Raw genomic sequence first — 17,266 nt, forward strand, 5'->3', positions numbered from 1 at the left:
TGTGATATCCATGTCTTCCGATAACCGTTTACTTGCTATAATCGTGGCAACAACACCCGCCACACTTCAGGTTTGCGCGAAAGCGCATGCACAGTGCTCCCATGGCGGGTTTCTCATTTCTGCGGCCGGTTTGTGATGAAGTACAGCAAACCTGCCCTGTCAAACGCCGACCTGCTGGCTCGATGGCAAGCCAAGGGCTTGGCGGTTCCCCGTCCCGCAGACGCTGAACGTGCCCTGAACTTCATCGGCTACTTCCGCCTGCGCGGCTACGCACTTCCGCTGATGAACACCACACCTGCTGGGCGGGTGTTCAAGGCCGGCGTGAAGTTTGACGACATCGTCGCCCGTTACGAACTGGACCGCGAGCTGCGCCGCATCACACTCGGCCAGCTTGAGCGCATCGAAGTCGCGGTGCGCACCGTCATCAGCAATCAGATGTCGCTGCAGTACGGGCCTTTCTGGTATCTCAACTACCCCGACCAGGTTCTGGGGCACGCACCAAGCCGCCGAGGCGGAACCGAGCCGTTTCCGCTGGGCAGCTTCCTGAGCGAGGTAGAGCGCGAGACACACCGCTCCAGAGACCTGTTCGCCCAGCACTACTTCAAGACCTACACCGAGCCCCTGCTCCCCCCAAGTTGGTTGATGGTCGAGTGCCTGTCTTTCGGCAAATGGTCGGTGCTGTACAAGCACCTGCAGAAGGCCGACGCGAAGCATCCCAACCCCAAAAAAGTGGTGGCCAAGGCTTTTGGCCTGTCCGTAAGCCTGCTTGAGTCGTGGCTGCATGCGCTGACCATCCTGCGCAACATTTGCGCCCACCACGGCCGCGTCTGGAACCGCCGTTTTGCCTATCGGCCCGAGGTCTATGCTCAGGCCCCCCAGCACTTCACCGACCAGCAGAGCTACTACTGCCTGGCCGTGGTGATGCGTCTGTTTTCGCGTCCCGTGGACACCCACGATGAATGGCCCATACGGCTGATGGACCTGTTCAAGGCGCATCCCGCCATCGCTCCCGCAGACCTGGGCTTCCCTGCCAACTGGGAAGCTGACCCGATTTGGAACTGACCTCCATGCGCACCCACCACAACCAGCCACTGGCCAAGCCCCTGCGCACCCAGCTCGAGAACACCGTCAAAGCCGCCCGGGAGGCTGCCGAGAAGGGCGCTCGCGCAGCCCTGAGCCAACTCGCCGTAGGCGAAGCCAAGGCCCCAGACTACCTGACCGACGAGCTCAAGGCCCTGCGCCGCCGCCTTCGCGCCCACGGCCGAGCCCTTGGCGATAACAAAGCAGCCGACGACACCCAGGGCCTGCAGCACCTGGTCTGGGAAGTCGCCTACGAGCACTGGCACCGCATGCTCTTCGCCCGCTTCCTGGCGGAGAACGGCTTGCTGCTATGGGAGCCGGGCGCAGCCGTGTCGCTGGACGACTGCGAAGCGCTGGTGCAGGAAACCGACCCGATGATGAACCTGGGCGCCAAAACCAAGTGGGAGCTCGCCGGCAAGCTGGCCGCCCGCATGCTCCCGCAGGTGTTTAAGCCCCAGAGCCCGGTGTTCGAGCTGGCCTTCGCGCCCGAGCATCAACGCGAGCTGGAACGCCTGCTGGCCGCGCTGCCGACCGAGGTGTTCCAGGCCAGCGACAGCCTGGGCTGGGTCTACCAATTCTGGCAGGCCAAGCGGAAGGACGAGGTCAACGCCTCGGAAGTGAAGATTGGCGCCGACGAGCTACCCGCCGTCACCCAGCTCTTCACCGAGCCCTACATGGTGGACTTCCTGCTCCACAACTCGCTGGGCGCCTGGTGGGTGACGCGCCACCCTGGCGAGACCTGTCCGGTACCGCTGACCTACCTGCGCACGCTGGAGGATGGCACGCCCGCCGCAGGCAAGTTCGAAGGCTGGCCCGACCGCTTGAGTGAGTTCAAGCTGCTCGACCCGTGCTGCGGCTCGGGCCACTTCCTAGTGGCCGCCTTCCTGATGCTGGTGCCGATGCGAATAGAAGCGGAACACCTCTCCGCCCGTGAGGCGGTGGATGCGGCGTTGCGCGATAACCTGCATGGCCTCGAACTGGACCCGCGTTGCGTGGAAATCGCGGTGTTCGCGCTGGCGCTCGCCGCCTGGCGTTTTCCAGACGATGCAGGCGAACCGCTAGGCGTGCGCGAGGACATGCCTGCGCCCAACATCGCCTGCTGTGGGTTGAAAGTGGCCGCGCGGGCTGCGGACTGGATGGCGCTGGTTCCCGACGAAGTGCCGAACGCCGCCTACCTGCGCCAGGAACTGCGTCTGCTGCACGACAGCTTCTCCCAGGCGCCGCTGCTGGGCAGCCTGCTCGACCCGGCGCGCAGCCTGAAGAACGACCTTGTCACCACCGACTTCGACACCTTGCGCAACTTGCTGGAACGGGCGCTATCCACCGAGCGCCCCGCCACGCTGTGGGGTGAGGGCAATGAGGTGCAGGACGAGGCGTGGGACAACGCCCTGACCGCTCGCGGCCTCCTTGATGCGGCGCGGTTGCTGGAAGCGCGTTACCAGTTGGTTGTGACGAATGTGCCCTACCTCTCACGAAACAAACAGGCGCCAACGCTAAAGCATTTCGTGGAGAAGCATTACAGCGACGCCAAGGGCGACCTCGCGAATGTATTTCTTGAGCGCTGTCTGCAGCTGAGTCAGGACAACTTTGGAGTCGTACAAGTTGTCATGCCGCAAAACTGGCTATTCCTCGGGCGCTACGCGAATCAGAGGCAAACCCTTCTGAAGTCCGTTTCCTGGAAGTTGTTAGCTCGGCTGGGTGCTGGTGCCTTCGAAACGATAAGTGGGGAGGTTGTTAACGTTATTTTGACGACCAAGTCGCGGCGACCTCCAAGCTCTGATTCTGTGCTGGTCGGGCTGGACGCCAGCAGCGCAACGGACGTTTTGGAAAAACGAATTGCGCTATCCGACGGGCCGCTATGCCTTTCCGGACAGTTAAGACAGTTAAGTAACCCTGACGGGCGCATAAGCATCTCAGAAGAGCAAGGTCACGTTTCCCTGCTCGGTGAGTTTGCAATTTCAATGCGAGGCATCGTCTCTGGGGACGGCGAGCGGTGGATTAGGTGCTTTTGGGAACCTGTGACGGAAAGAGATGGTTGGCGATATCAGCAGAGCGTCCCACCTATCACCAGCTACTTCGCTGGTAAAGAGCACGTAATTGACTGGCGACGTGAGGGTGAAGGGATGTTGCGCCCAGGAACCGAGAATCAGGCCTATGGTCGCGACGGTATTGCGCTTGGGCAGATGGGAGCATTTCCAGCGACTTTGTTCTCAGGGTCACTTTATGACAACAACACCGGTGTAATCGTTCCACGAGATGGAGCCAATCTGACAGCAATTTGGTGCTTCTGCTCGGCTCCCGATTTTCGCATGTCGATTCGACAGGTCGACCAAGCGCTGAAGGTGACAAACGCGACTTTTCTCAAAGTCCCTTTTGAGCTCGCCCATTGGCAACGCGTTGCCGCCGAACGCTACCCCAACGGCCTCCCCAAACCCTATTCCGACAACCCCACCCAGTGGCTGTTCCACGGTCACCCGCAGCCCGCCACAGACTCGCTGCAGGTCGCCGTCACCCGCTTGCTCGGCTACCGCTGGCCGGCCGAGACCGACGCCGACATGGAACTCGCCGACGAGGCCCGCCAGTGGATTTCGCAGACTGACAAGCTCGCCGCCCATGCCGACGACGACGGCATAGTCTGCCTGCCCGCCGTGCGCGGTGAAAAGCCCGCCTATGAGCGCCTGCTCGCGCTGCTCATCGACGCCTGGGAAACCGTCACTCCGGGAAGCTGGAAAGCCTCCACCCTCGACCGCCTGCTGGCCGAGGCCGACTGCGCCGGCAAGAGCCTGGAAGTGTGGCTGCGCGAGAAGTTCTTCGAGCAGCACGCCAAGCGCTTCCACCACCGCCCCTTCATCTGGCACGTGTGGGACGGCCTCAAGGACGGCTTCGGCGCGCTGGTCAATTACCACAAGCTCGACGCCAAGAACCTGGAGCGCCTCATCCACACCTACCTGGGCGACTGGATTCGCCAGCAGGAAGCCGGCGTGCGCGATGGCATCGACGGCGCCCAGACCCGCCTGGCCGCCGCCCAGGACCTGAAGCGCCGCCTCGAGCTCATCCTCGAAGGCGAGCCGCCCTACGACATCTTCGTCCGCTGGAAGCCCCTGGCCGAACAGCCCATCGGCTGGAACCCCGACCTCAACGACGGCGTGCGCCTCAACATCCGCCCCTTCATGACCGCCGAGGTCCTGCGCCACAACAAGAAGCCCAAACTCAACGTCACCTGGGACAAGGACCGCGGCAAGGACGTGGAAAGCGCCCCGTGGTTCCACAAGTTCAAGGGCGACCGCATCAATGACCACCATCTGACGGTGGCGGAGAAAAAGGCAGCGCGGGAGGCAAGCTGTGGCTGACTACGAAGGGATGCGATGGTTCAAGTGCGACTTCCAGGTCCAAACGCCGGAAGACGCCGCGCACTGGGGCGATGCTGACACCCGGCTGCCGGAGCCGCGCCGACCGATGGTTGTGCCGGCACCGGATGCCAACGGCGTTGTGGGACCAGCAAAGCCCGATGAAAACCGCCTCCAGGAGATTGCGCGGGCCTACCTTCGTCGCTGCCACGAGGTGGGGCTCGAGCTGATTGGCGTCACGGACCACAACTTCTCGCAGAAGACGGACCCACGGGACTGGTTTCTGACGCACCTGGTGGAGCAGAACAAGTCGGTCGCCAGGGACTTGGGGCGCCAACCGCTGCACATCCTCCCCGGCTTCGAGGTGGACATCGGTTACCACGTGCTGTGCCTGTTCGAGCCGGCCAAGAAGGCCAGCCATGTCTGGCGGGCGAATCGTCTTCTGTGCAAGCTGGGTCTCGACGAGAACGAGCGCTTCCGACAGGGGCGTCCGATGCCGCTGCGACGCAATAACGCCACCGTCAGCCTTAAGGAGCTGATTGAGCTGGTTCAAGAGCAGCACCAGGGCATCGTCATTGCGGCCCACTCCGACCAGAACGACGGCCTGCTGGGTGACCCCCGCCACATCGAGGACTACAAGAACAAGAAGCTGTTGGCGCTAGAGGTGACGGCGAACCCACCCACTCAACGCGTACTTGACGTTATTGAGGGGCGCGACCGCGCCTGGGCCAGGCAAGACTGCCACCCCGCCTGCGTCATGTCGTCGGACGCAAAGTCGCTCAAGCCGGACGGCCAGGGGCAGCCCGCCGCCAACTCGCTGGGCTACCGGCACACCTGGCTCAAGATGTCCAAGCCCTCCATCGAGGGGCTGCGGCAGGCATTCCTGGACCCTTTGTCCCGCATCCAGCTGCAGGGCGCTCGCCCGAGCGAGGCGCTGGTGCATCCGCGCATCACCACGGTCTCAGTTCGAGGGGCTAAGTTTCTTGAAGACCAGGACGTGCACTTCTCGGAGGGCTTCAACTGCGTCATCGGTGGTCGTGGCAGCGGCAAGTCTTCCCTTCTGGAGTACGTGCGGTTTGCAATTGGCCACGAGGAGCACGCAGCCAAGGGCGAGGAGGAAGACCCATCACTGCAGCGCAAGCGCAGGCTGCTGAAGGAGTCGCTGCCGCCTGAGGCGGAACTGAGGGTCACCTTCGAAGTGGGCAATGGGGTGTCGGACACGTTAGTTTACGCACCCGGGAAGCCGGCAGCCCAGCAACGGTGGTTAGATGGTCGCGAAGTAGCAGACCTGAACACCGTGCTCCGACAGCTCCAATTGCAGTTCTTCAGCCAAGGCGAGCTCAGTCGCATGACCAACGACGTGCAGGGCCAGGCGCAGGTCTTGGCGCTGATTGACACGGCGGCCGGTGCTTCGCTGCTGGAGCTCAAGGCAGCTGAGGGCGACCTCAAGGCGCGGCTGAAGTCACTCTTCCAGAGCACCCGGGATGCCGGCCGCTTGCGAGCCGAGGTCGCCGAAGCTCAGCAAGAAGCCGTCGAGCTGGAACGGCAGTTGAAGGCGCGTGAGGCGGTCCAAGAAGATTCGCAGCTGAACCAGTTGGCGCTGGAGGCCCGCCGACATCTCAATCGCATGAAGTCGGCGGATGCGCCCGTGGTGGAAGCGGTGAACCAGCTGCTGCTGCAGTTGGGCACGCCGCTGGAGCCGCTCTCCGCCAACGCGGACAAGTGGCCGGGCGCGGATTGGTTCGAGACCTCGATGACGCACATGGAGCAGGCGCGGGCGGACTTGGCCGCGGCCATCACCAACGCCATGACCGGCTACCAGCAGGCGATGGCCGCCTGCCTTGGGGAAGGCGCCACCCAGGTGACCGAGCAAGAAATTGCTGCCGTGCAGGAGCGCTTCCGTGCGGCCTGCGTAGCAAGCGGTATCCGTGAAGACGACATCGCCCGAATGCAAGGCCTGGAAGAAAAGCGCCAGGAGAAGCTAAAGCTGGTCGAGGACCGACAGAAGCGACTGACCGAGGTGCAAACCGAAGCGGACAAGTTTCCGCAGGTGCTCGGCGAGCTGCACGCGGTCTGGCGCTCGCAGTTCGATGCCCGACGGGCAACGGCCGAAGCCATCCAGGCAGCCGTGGCCTCCCAGACCGTCCGCCTGACCACCGCCCTCATGGCAGACGAAGCATCGTTCAAGTCGGCCTGGGCGCGGTTGGCTCCGGCGGACAAGCGCGGCAAGCTTGCTCGCCGATGGGACGACTACGGTGATGAGCTCCTCAAGGCTTGGCAACTGCGGGACGATGCGTCCGTCTGGGAGACGCTGGAAACCGCAAGAACCGATACGTCGCTGCTGGAGACAGTGCTCTTGGAAGGCCTCCACCAGTCTCTGTTCGTGCACCTTGACAGTGACAACGTCCGCCCCTTGTGGGAGGACGTGCGCATCTCCCGGGTGAGTGATGGTATCGACGTCGAGCTCTTGCGCGAAGACCGAAGCGTTGCCGGCTCGATGAGCGGCGCGCTGTCAGAGGGCCAGCGAAACACGGTTCTCCTGAATCTGATACTCGCTCGCGGCGAAGGCCCCATCGTCATTGACCAGCCCGAGGATGAGTTGGACTCAAGCTTCATCTACCAAACCCTGGTTCGTGACCTCAGGGCAGCGAAGAGCAAGCGGCAGCTAATAGTCGCTACGCACAACGCGAACCTGCCGGTCAACGCGGATGCTGAGCAAATTTATGCCCTCGAAGCACGGGAAGGGCGTGGCAAGCGCCGCGCCCAGGGGGGACTGGACCAAAAGGGTGTGGCCGAGGCAGTGCTGGACATCATGGAAGGCTCAGAGCAGGCCTTCAAGAAACGAAGCGAGAAGTATCACTTCTGAAGCGAAGAGACCAAGGGAGCAAACGCATGGCCACCAGAGCCGAAGCATTGCAGCATCTCCGCCAGGCGATGGCCATACCAACATTAGAGTTTCGTGATGGACAGTGGGAGGCTATTGACCACATCGTCAATCAGCGGGGCAAAGTGCTGTGTGTTCAGCGCACGGGCTGGGGCAAGAGCATGGTGTACTTTGTATCGGCGAAGCTGATGCGGGGGGAAGGCGCGGGAGCCACGGTCATCATTTCACCGCTGCTGGCTCTCATGCGCAACCAGATAGAGGCTGCTCAACGGCTAGGCCTCAGAGCCCGGACGGTGAACTCAACCAACCGGCAGGACTGGGACCAAGTTCGGGATGAACTGCTTGCCGATAGTGTCGATTTGCTTCTGATATCTCCCGAACGACTGGCCAACGATGAGTTCGTGGCAAACACCTTGCAGCCGATAGCGGCCCGCGTGGGCCTGCTGGTAATCGATGAAGCGCACTGCATTTCGGATTGGGGGCATGACTTCCGACCAGACTATCGACGCATCGGACAGGTATTGGCACGGCTTCCAAGTAACATCGCTGTCCTGGCAACCACCGCTACCGCCAATCAACGTGTTGCGCGGGATGTAGCTACGCAGTTGGGCGGGGGCGTTAACGTTCAGCGTGGCCCACTCGTCCGCGAGAGCCTCGCATTACAGAGCGTACAGATGCCGGGTCCAGCAGAACGACTTGCGTGGCTTGCCGACCATATTCCTGCTCTGCCAGGCAGTGGCATCGTTTATACGTTGACCACTCGCGACGCGGACCGGGTCGCTGAATGGCTTCGCGGGAATGGTGTGGATGCACATGCCTATCACTCGGGCAAGTCTGACGAGGAACGGCAGGCTCTTGAACAAGCCTTGCTGACAAATGGCATCAAGTGCCTAGTGGCGACCACAGCACTTGGCATGGGTTACGACAAGCCAGACCTCACCTTTGTCGTCCACTACCAAACCCCTGGCAATGTTGTCGCCTACTATCAGCAAGTGGGGCGCGCCGGGCGGGCCATTCCTGATGCCTATGGAGTTCTCCTGTCTGGCGAGGAGGAAGATGACATCAATGAGTACTTCCGAGACTCGGCGTTCCCACCCGAATGGCAGGTCAATCGAATCCTAGAAGCCTTGGACGCTGCTGACGAAGGCATGAAAGTCCGAGAGATTGAGCGTGCGGTCAACCTGCGGCAGTCTCAGATTGAAAAGGTTCTGAAACTCCTGGTGGTTGAGCCGCAATCACCTGTGATGCGCATTGAGGGCGCGTGGTACCGAACCCCGAATCCGTTCCAGTTGGACCTGCAGCGCATCGAACACCTCACACGTCAACGAGAGTCCGAATGGGGGCAGATGAAGCAGTACTTGGCCAACGAGCGCTGCCTTATGGCCTTCCTGGCCGATGCACTGGACGACGCCAATCCAACTGCCTGCGGGCGTTGTGCCGTGTGCCTTGGCCATCCAGTGCTTTCAACGGCCGTACAGCGAACGACACTAATCGAGGCCCAACGGTTTGTGCGGCACAGTGAAATGCTGTTGGAGCTCAAAAAACAGTGGGATATGGATGCGCTCCCAAACTATCGAGCGGCCTTCGGATGGGCGAAGCAAAACATCCCACAGCACCTTCGAGGGGAAGACGGCCGTGTTCTTTCTCGATGGGGTGAGCCGGTGTGGGGCGACCTCGTTGCACAGGGTAAGGCGCAAAGACACTTCGACGATGAACTGGTCGCAGCGGCGGTCGACCTGATTCGCAACAGATGGCCCGAGGTCTCAGCAGTCCGTTGGGTAACCTGCATCCCTTCAACTCGCCACCCAACCTTGGTCGCAGATTTCGCCGCCCGCTTGGCCTGCGCTTTGGGGCTCCCATTTCTGCCTGTCATCGCGAAGTCGCGAGAAACTGAGCCACAGAAGAACATGGAGAACCGCTTCCACCAGTGTCACAACCTGGACGGGGCGTTCGAGGTACATGTGCAGCCTGGCACCGAGGCCCCTGTTCTGCTGGTCGACGACGTCGTGGACTCCGCGTGGACCTTAACCCTGGCTTCGGCTTTACTGCTGCAATCGGGCACTACCACCGTGTTCCCCTTTGCTCTGGCAACAACCGCGACAAAGTAATCTGAGAACGTTATGAGTAACTGTGTCTTGAGTGCAGATACCCAAGTAGTCCTGCTGCTGTGCGGACGATTTGGTGGCGAACGCCAAGAATCTTTCCCCCCACTGCCTACGCGTGACTACAACGAGTTGGCCAAATGGCTAAACGATAGGGGCTTGCGGCCAGCGGATTTGCTGACGGACTCAGGCAGGGAGGCGTTGTCTGAAGTCCATCAGGCAAAGTTGGAACGAACGCGTTTGGAGTTTTTGCTTGGACGCGGCACTGCGATGGCACTTGCCCTTGAACGCTGGAATCGTGGCGGAGTCTGGGTCATTTCCCGAGGTGACGCAGAATTTCCGAAGCGCCTGAGGCGACAACTGAAGCACATGACGCCACCACTGCTGTATGGGGCTGGAAACAAGGACCTTCTGGACATGGGAGGGTTGGCCATAATCGGGTCTCGTGATGCAACTCCGGGGGCGCTGGACTTCACCAGAGACATTGCTTCGCAATGCGCGCGCGAGCACATTGGGGTCGTATCTGGTGGTGCCCGTGGTGTTGATGCTGCAGCAATGCAGGGCGCAACTGAATCCGGTGGTTACACGATAGGTGTGCTAGCCAACGATTTGCTGAAGGCAAGCGTCAATCGTCAAAACCGAATGGGGCTCCAAGAGGGCCGCTTGGTGCTTGTCTCCCCGTTCTATCCGGAAGCGGGATTCAATGCCGGTAATGCGATGGCACGCAACAAATATATCTATACACTTGCAGACCGAGCGTTGGTTATTGACTCAGCCTTGGGTAGTGGCGGCACTTGGGAAGGCGCACTGGAAACTCTAAGGCAGAAGTGGGTACCCCTCTATGTCCGTACTCCAGGACATGGGCCTGGCAATATGGCCTTGGTTGAAAAGGGTGGCATACCGTTCACCTATCAAGCGGGGAACAGCCAGTCTTTGACAGAAATTTTCTCCAGCATCGAAGAGGCGAGCTCAGTTCAAGAATCCCTCCCTGAGGGCACGCAGCCGTCACTTTTGGAAGTCGAGCTGGTGCCGCCTGCTCTGGAGCGGACTCCAGAACAGGCTCCAGAACTTGTGCAGGAGCTGCTAGCAAACGAAGTAACTGCTAATGACCTTGGCGCGACAGCTACAACAAGTCTTCCGGTCGAACCAACGGACCTAGTTGAGGGCCCTGAGGTTGAAGGACCCCAAGTTTTGGCTATGGCTGTCTCATTAGACATCTACCCAGAGTTTGTGAAAAAGCTACTGCTGGCTCTTACCTCAGATGCGCTGACTGACGAGCAAATTGCTGACACGCTCGGATTGGAAAAATCCCAGGCGAAGGTCTGGCTCAAGCGCGCGCATGAGGAAGGGCGAGTCGAAAAGCTCAAGAAGCCCGTTCGGTACGCCTTAGGTGTTCAGACTTCCCTTCTAGCTTGAATCTGCTTTATTTATTATGGATATTCGCCTCATTGAGAAGTCTGGCGTCCCGGCTTCAGAAATCGACGCCCATCAGAAGATTCAAAAGGCTTTCGATGCCACGACGTTCGCCAAAGGGTGGCGCGGCTACGCTTCGTTCAAGTTACCTCGAGGCGGCCCCGGCGCTGGCGACGATGACTTTGACCTTGTTCTCGTCACCCACACCCACATCATCGTCATTGAACTGAAGAACTGGCGAGGCAATAAGCTCATCGCACGCGGCGGCAATTGGTACGTGGATGGTCAGCCGAGGGGCCGCTCCCCTGTTCCTCTGGCCAACCTCAAAGCGAAGCGCCTTGGAACGACGCTCAATACTCGTGTTGGCCAGGCTAAGACGCCACTGGTGCTTTCCTTTGTCGTCTTGACTGGGAGCATCTCCGAACTCGACCTTTCGGAGGAGCCGAGAGAGTCAGAGTCTGTGCTCGTCTTGGATGATTTGCTTAAGTGGTCGGAGGAGCAAGGCTATCTCAAGTTTGTCACACGCGCTGCGCGCATTAACCCCTTGGGCTATTTGACGGCTTACGACCTGTTCTTTGAAGGGCAGAAGGGAAGACCAGCGGGTTTCAACATCCATGGGTACCGGCCAGAGGCTCAACCGCTTTGGGAACACCCCAAAAAACTCTACTCGGAATTTCGCGCCAAAGAAAAGCAGGACCCAGACAAGCTTGCGCTACTGAGGCAGTGGGACTTCGGAGCCTTAGGCAGCGAACTCATTGGAGAGGGCGAGCGCGGTTTCATCGGCCTCCGGGAGCAACGTGTCTTCGAACACGTAGAGCCGCGCAACGAGGAGTTGTCGCGCAGCCTGCTTCGACCCATCGCGAGGATGTCAGAGTCCGATGTCACGCGCGATTTTGCAGAGCTCTATGCTTTGCCACCCAAGGTCACGCGACTGAGTGAGTTCGTAAACTCTGGGCTCGCAAAGCTATCCCCGCCAGAACGAGTCGTACTGGTGAAAGCCATGCTGCAACGCTTTGCGGACCTGCATGACCTGAATGTGGCCCATAGAGACATCGGAGCTCACTGTCTCTGGGTAGAGCGACCTGCCAAGGTGGTCATCTCGGGCTTTCCGGCTGCCTACTATCCAACAATGGCTACGGTGGGTGCTTTCCGAGACCGTATCCAGGTAGAGCGGTCCAACCTGCCGGAAGACGCTGGAGTAGTTGAAGGGGCAACCCCTTTCAGGCGGGACATTTACATGCTTGGCGTCCTGGCGCATTTGATACTGCACGGCGAGCGCCCCCCACGCGTGGATGGCATCTTCGTGTGGGAACCCCGAGCATCAGACGCATTTGGCGGAGTACTGGATTCAGTACTTGCCAAGGCTTTGAGAAGAGAGCCCAAAGACCGCTACGAGACTGCACGGGATATGCTGGAAGCCCTAAACGAGGCTTCCAAGAGCGAGAACGAGCAGGTAATCGACCTCGCGGCATTCGACGTTTACCGCGCGAAGACCCGTGTGCGAGATTATCCCGAAGAATATGAGCCTCTAACCGATGACGATGACCTGCTAGCCTTTCGTAGCTCATTCGAGGGACAACCAGTGCTCGTCAAGGAGTGGCACGGTGTCGAGCCAGACTTGAAGAGACCTGACCAAGCCATCCGTTTGCTATCGTTCCTCGAACGAGCGAGAAACCTTCGAGCAGCAGCTCTTACAGGGGTAGCAGTAGTATTGGATAGCGGGCTCAGCCGCCGCAGCCTACTGGTGGTGCAGCGCTGGGTTGAAGGCGAGACGCTAGCCGAGTGGATGCAGAAACCGCAGCAGCGTGACGCGAAGCTGCGCATTGCCCGTTTGTTGACAAGCACTCTGGCTCAACTGCACGACTTTGAATGGCCACACGGCGACATTAAACCGGACAACATCGTCATCAATGAAGATGAGCACCCGGTTTTCGTGGACATTCTTGATTTTCGTCGTTCGGCGAACGATAGCTATTCGACGGCATACCTACCTCCGGACTACAAGACCCTGTCACCCCTAGCGCGAGACCGCTACGCGTTAGCCGCCGTCTTGGACGAGTTGCTGGTGAAAGACCAGTGCGACGGGGACTTACTCGGCTTGGAGCAGGTCCGTGAAGAAATTCATCGTCTGCTTAACGAGCGCCAAGTCTCAGCTCTTGAACCCTTGCAAAGCGCACTAGATGGTAAAGGTCAGTCCACGGAGGTGCCTGACCTTGAACCGTATCACATCACAGTTCGTAACCTTGGGGCCACGGGAGTCCCTCAAGGCGAGATGTTGGGCGATAACGGGTACTTCTATCTCACGATGGAGAACTCACGAAGGAATCTCGGCTCCAGGCTGATACACCTGACGGGCGCGGGGGCCAGATTAACCGTCGAATGGCAACCCTCAGAGCGTCGAGTTGCATGGGTAACTGCCAAATCCGTGGACCTGACACAGCTTATTTGGGTTCAGGATAAGTGCCTGGGACGGATACGTGCGAGGCTCATGCTTGCTGACGGACCGCGCAGCGACGCCACGGACCTCGAGCCATCGTTCGACTTGTGGAACGAACAGTTCAGCGAGCCGCCTAGCGAGGAAAACGAACTTTCCGAAGCCTCTCCGACAGCAGACGTGTCACCGCTTGCCAGTAGTGCGGAAGATGAAGGCATTGCAGCACCATCCCAACGCGAGCTAGCGATTGACGTCGAAGAGCTTTGGCGAGGACTCTTAGCAGCGGAAGAGGATTCGCTACCTATCGCCACGGTCGTCGGCGAGGCCAGGCGAAACCCGCAGCGCGAACACCAGATGCTATTGCCTTGTGCGCTAGACGGAACTGGGTTTGACCCCGACATCGATGACAGAACCTGGGTTGAGAGGCAAAACGCCGATGGTCTGTGGCGCCGATGTGGGGACCTGGAACTGCGCGATACCTCGCTTGGTGCAAACGCCGAGCTAGCTATCGAGCGCTGGGGTGGCAAGCCACCCAGGTTGGGGGACAAGCTCCGGCTGCGCAGCAACATGGAGAGCGCTTCTCTGACGCGGCGTGCAACAGCAGTGGAGCGGATTCTTGAGGGCCGCTCCGTCATTCCAGACCTGATGGCGTACTTTCAAGCCTCGGGAACACAGCCAGCACCAATGGAGTTTCAGCGGCCGCCAGAGGAGGCCCTGGATGTGTATACACAGGGTAGCAAGCGCCTGAACGACAGTCAGAAAGAGGCCTTCCGCAAGGCTCTCCAGTTTGGGCCCTTGAGCTTGCTTCAAGGTCCGCCGGGGACCGGCAAGACGTGGTTCATCGCTTCACTGCTTCACTATCTGGTAACAAAAGAAGGGGCACGCCGAATCCTGGTTGTGAGTCAAGCCCATGAGGCCGTCAACAATGCCTTGGAAAAAGCGCTTGAACTGTTCGAGGCCCGTGGCGTGGCATTCGATGCCGTTCGCCTTGGACATGAGTCGGTGGTCTCGGAAACTATTCGACACCTTCACTCTTCGTCCATTGAACAGTCGTACCGCGAACGATTTAAGGCCGAATATAAAGAACGAGTGGTTCGACTGGCTACCGAGATGGGGCTTCCGGCTGCCTTTGCCGCAGCCGCGGTGCGATTACACGTCAATGTTGGTCGTTTGGTGGAGCAAATTGCGAGGTTGTCAGCGGACATGCCCGAGCCGGTGCCGCACAACTCCCGTGCTCCCAACGACGAATCGGCAGCAGAGGACCCATCAATACTGCGCGTTCGACAACTTACTGCAACCCTCCACGAAATCTGCGAGCGCGACTACGAGTACGTAGTTGGCGAAATCCAGCTAGGCGAAGTTTTGGACGACCTGTACGAACAGCTGGCCGACCAATACGAGGTCCAGTCCCCCCAGGCGCTGGACCGGCTTCGTCGGTTACTAAAGATGTCTGATGACTGGCTTAAGACTCTGGGTGAGCCGGCAGCAAACTTCGTCGAGTTCCTGGCTAAATCACGCACGATTGTGGCAGGCACCTTGGTCGGCATCGGTCGGCGTGCAGCGGGGGTTATTCAGAACATGTATGACTGGGTAGTCATCGACGAGGCAGGCCGGGCAGCCCCAAGCGAGTTGGCCGTGGCGATGCAGACCGGCCGCCGTATTCTTCTCGTTGGCGACCACAAGCAACTTCCCCCCACATTTGCTCAGGAAGTCCGCGATGCCGTAACCAGAAAGCTGGGCTATCCCTCGGACTCGCGAGCGTTTGCCAGCGATTTCGAGCGAGTCTTCGATTCTCCCTACGGTGTGACTGTAGGTGCGTCACTGAAGGAGCAATACCGCATGGCGCCGACCATCGGCGACCTTGTCTCCGACGTTTTCTACGGCGGTCGCTTGGCTACAGGACGCAGCCCCTCGTGGCTGGATACCAGCCTGCTCCCACCTCAACTCCGTCATGAGGTTTGCTGGGTTGACACAAGCACGTTGGGAAAGAGCGCTCACGAAAGTACGTCACCTGACCGAATCGACTGCTGGAACGACACAGAAGCAAATGTCGTGATGACAGTATTGCGCACGCTTCTCAAGAACCAAGCGCTGATAAGAGCCTTGAAGGAAGGACTTCAGCCCGGCGACCCTATCGTGGGTGTAATTTGCATGTACTCCAAACAACGCGAAGTACTAAACCGTCTGAAGAGTGAGGCACGGTGGATACCTGCCGAACTGAGAAGGCTGATAAAGGTCGATACCGTCGACAGTTACCAGGGTAAGGAGAACCGCATCGTCATCCTCTCTACTGTCCGAAACAACCCGCTGCTGAACCCTGGATTTCTTCGTAGCCCGAACCGCATCAACGTTGCAATATCCCGGGCAATGGAGCGCCTCATAATCGTTGGTGCAACCCCCATGTGGCGAGGCAAGAATGAGCAAACGCCGCTAGGGCAAGTTCTGAAGAAGGTTGAAACATTGTGTGCAGCTGATTGTGCCGCAATTGTTAAAGCCCAGGAGTTCCGGCAATGAGCATCGACCATATCCCGTTCAACAGAGTCACCTTCGCGCTACCGGTCCAGCCATTTAAGGTGACTGCATTCATCTCCACACAAGAGCGTCTCCCCGCAGTCACAGAATTCGTCCTGCGGCTGCTGCACACATGCGAACGGGTTTCCCTCGCAGCATTTCGTGACTACTTCGGATTTTCGGAGGCTGAAGCACTCTCCGTCATTGAGTCGCTAAGCCGCCAAGGCTACCTCGTGCTGTCCGACGACGAGTTGTCTCTCGGCGAAGAGATGCGGCAACGTTTCGAGGTATCACCTGACGATTGCCCGTGGGTGACAAAACTTAAGAAACGTACAGATATTGTTCCTTTCGACCTGCTGACCTTTTCAATGCTCGGTCGAGCAGAGTTCAGCTTTGCGACAGGAAACTGGATAAAGTTGAATCCGCCGGCTGAGATTGTGGGCAACAGCCTCGGACGTGCTCGAGGTGGGTACAGAGAGAATTTTGCCCGAATTGAGCGGGAAACTGCTCGTTCGCGAGGCGAGGAACGCGAACGGTCATACGGAGTGCACTCGATTGAGAGTATCGAAGCGCGTAAACCGGGCTTTTTTCCGCTGACAGTCAGTCTGGAGGTCGATGCCCGAAACGCCGTGACTGCCAGGTTGCCAAACGAGTTCGAAGCTGGCGCTAGTTTGGAGCTACTCACAGAGTTTCGTGAGCGTGTCGCCACTTCTCTGGAAGAGAGCAATAGCACTGGCGAAAACGGCCTTCAGGAATTCCTCGACCTGTTCGGGCTTGATTTTCTTCGCCCCTACGCCTTAGGGACAGAGTTGAATGCGCACAAACTAGCTACTGAAATTGAACGTGGCCTTGCTGCGCCTGCAGGGCTTCAACCTATGTTCGGTAGTGCGTATCTGAAAAAGAACCTGGAGGCAGTACTGTCGCAGATTCATGAGGCCAGAGCCGGGCACAAAGGACAGCCAAGACACCTGAGTTCTTTAGCCTGGTTTGCACCAGAAGACGGGCTTTGGGGACGTGGGGATGACTTTCGAAAATCGGTTGAAGCCATCCGAAAAGCCATTCGGAGCAATGGAAAGGGTGACGACCTCTTTGTGTATGACCGTGCCCAGGAGCGTCAGGAGACAATTGTACGAGGCAAGTATGCTGGAACCGGCTTAACGGAGCTGCATTTGGTTCGTCCTGACGCGAAAGCGACTCACTGGCATTCGTCCGTTGAGTTGATGCTTTATCCGGGACGATTTGCTGCGGCCATGCTTCATACGCCGCTGCCAGCGGCTCCGGGCGCTAAGGTGCCGTTTGGGTTCATTTCAACTCAGCCCAGACATCTACGGACTGTTCACCAGTTAATACTCGATGCCGCGAATGGCAATCGGTACGCCGGGCGTTGGTCCCCGAGTCGAGAAGGCGGAGCAGCGCGCGCGCAGACCCTATTCGATGCATGCCCGTTCCTAGCATATTCCGACATTCAGACGCCGTCTCTGCCGTGACGGGGATG

7 protein-coding genes are annotated in these 17,266 nt (G+C 59.3%); all 7 read left to right on the top strand.

Features of this window, described 5'->3' with window-relative positions; all coding sequences use genetic code 11:
- Nucleotides 1-135: 135 nt before the first annotated feature.
- From Q1W26_RS05895 to Q1W26_RS05925, 7 genes are read left to right on the top strand one after another with little or no spacing between them, the layout of a single operon-like run.
- Nucleotides 136-1,062 (top strand): Abi family protein, encoded by a 927-nt coding sequence (locus Q1W26_RS05895; RefSeq protein WP_300437110.1) that lies wholly within the window; start codon nt 136-138, stop codon nt 1,060-1,062.
- Nucleotides 1,063-1,067: 5 nt separating this feature from the next.
- A complete protein-coding gene (locus Q1W26_RS05900) occupies nt 1,068-4,430 on the top strand; it encodes a DNA methyltransferase (protein WP_300437113.1) in 3,363 nt (1,120 codons plus the stop codon).
- A complete protein-coding gene (locus tag Q1W26_RS05905; RefSeq protein ID WP_300437116.1) occupies nt 4,423-7,293 on the top strand; it encodes a TrlF family AAA-like ATPase in 2,871 nt (956 codons plus the stop codon). Before Q1W26_RS05900 ends, Q1W26_RS05905 begins: the two co-directional genes overlap by 8 nt.
- Nucleotides 7,294-7,319: 26 nt before the next feature.
- Complete coding sequence (locus tag Q1W26_RS05910) at nt 7,320-9,419, top strand: RecQ family ATP-dependent DNA helicase (protein ID WP_300437118.1); 2,100 nt, start codon at nt 7,320-7,322, stop codon at nt 9,417-9,419.
- Nucleotides 9,420-9,446: 27 nt separating this feature from the next.
- Nucleotides 9,447-10,829, top strand: coding sequence for a DNA-processing protein DprA (locus Q1W26_RS05915; protein WP_300437121.1), 1,383 nt, complete (start codon nt 9,447-9,449; stop codon nt 10,827-10,829).
- A 16-nt stretch (nt 10,830-10,845) separates the two neighbouring features.
- Complete coding sequence (locus Q1W26_RS05920) at nt 10,846-15,774, top strand: AAA domain-containing protein (RefSeq protein ID WP_300437124.1); 4,929 nt, start codon at nt 10,846-10,848, stop codon at nt 15,772-15,774.
- Nucleotides 15,771-17,258, top strand: coding sequence for a hypothetical protein (locus Q1W26_RS05925; RefSeq protein WP_300437126.1), 1,488 nt, complete (start codon nt 15,771-15,773; stop codon nt 17,256-17,258). Before Q1W26_RS05920 ends, Q1W26_RS05925 begins: the two co-directional genes overlap by 4 nt.
- Nucleotides 17,259-17,266: the final 8 nt, after the last annotated feature.

It is taken from the genome of Zoogloea sp. (assembly GCF_030157465.1).
Taxonomy (GTDB): Bacteria; Pseudomonadota; Gammaproteobacteria; order Burkholderiales; family Rhodocyclaceae; genus Zoogloea.

Bases quoted from the DNA above. Each gene is read 5' to 3' on its own strand.
- Q1W26_RS05895 (WP_300437110.1), top strand. From the start codon at position 136: ATGAAGTACAGCAAACCTGCCCTGTCAAACGCCGACCTGCTGGCTCGA.
- Q1W26_RS05900 (WP_300437113.1), top strand. From the start codon at position 1,068: ATGCGCACCCACCACAACCAGCCACTGGCCAAGCCCCTGCGCACCCAG.
- Q1W26_RS05910 (WP_300437118.1), top strand. From the start codon at position 7,320: ATGGCCACCAGAGCCGAAGCATTGCAGCATCTCCGCCAGGCGATGGCC.
- Q1W26_RS05925 (WP_300437126.1), top strand. From the start codon at position 15,771: ATGAGCATCGACCATATCCCGTTCAACAGAGTCACCTTCGCGCTACCG.
- Q1W26_RS05920 (WP_300437124.1), top strand. From the start codon at position 10,846: ATGGATATTCGCCTCATTGAGAAGTCTGGCGTCCCGGCTTCAGAAATC.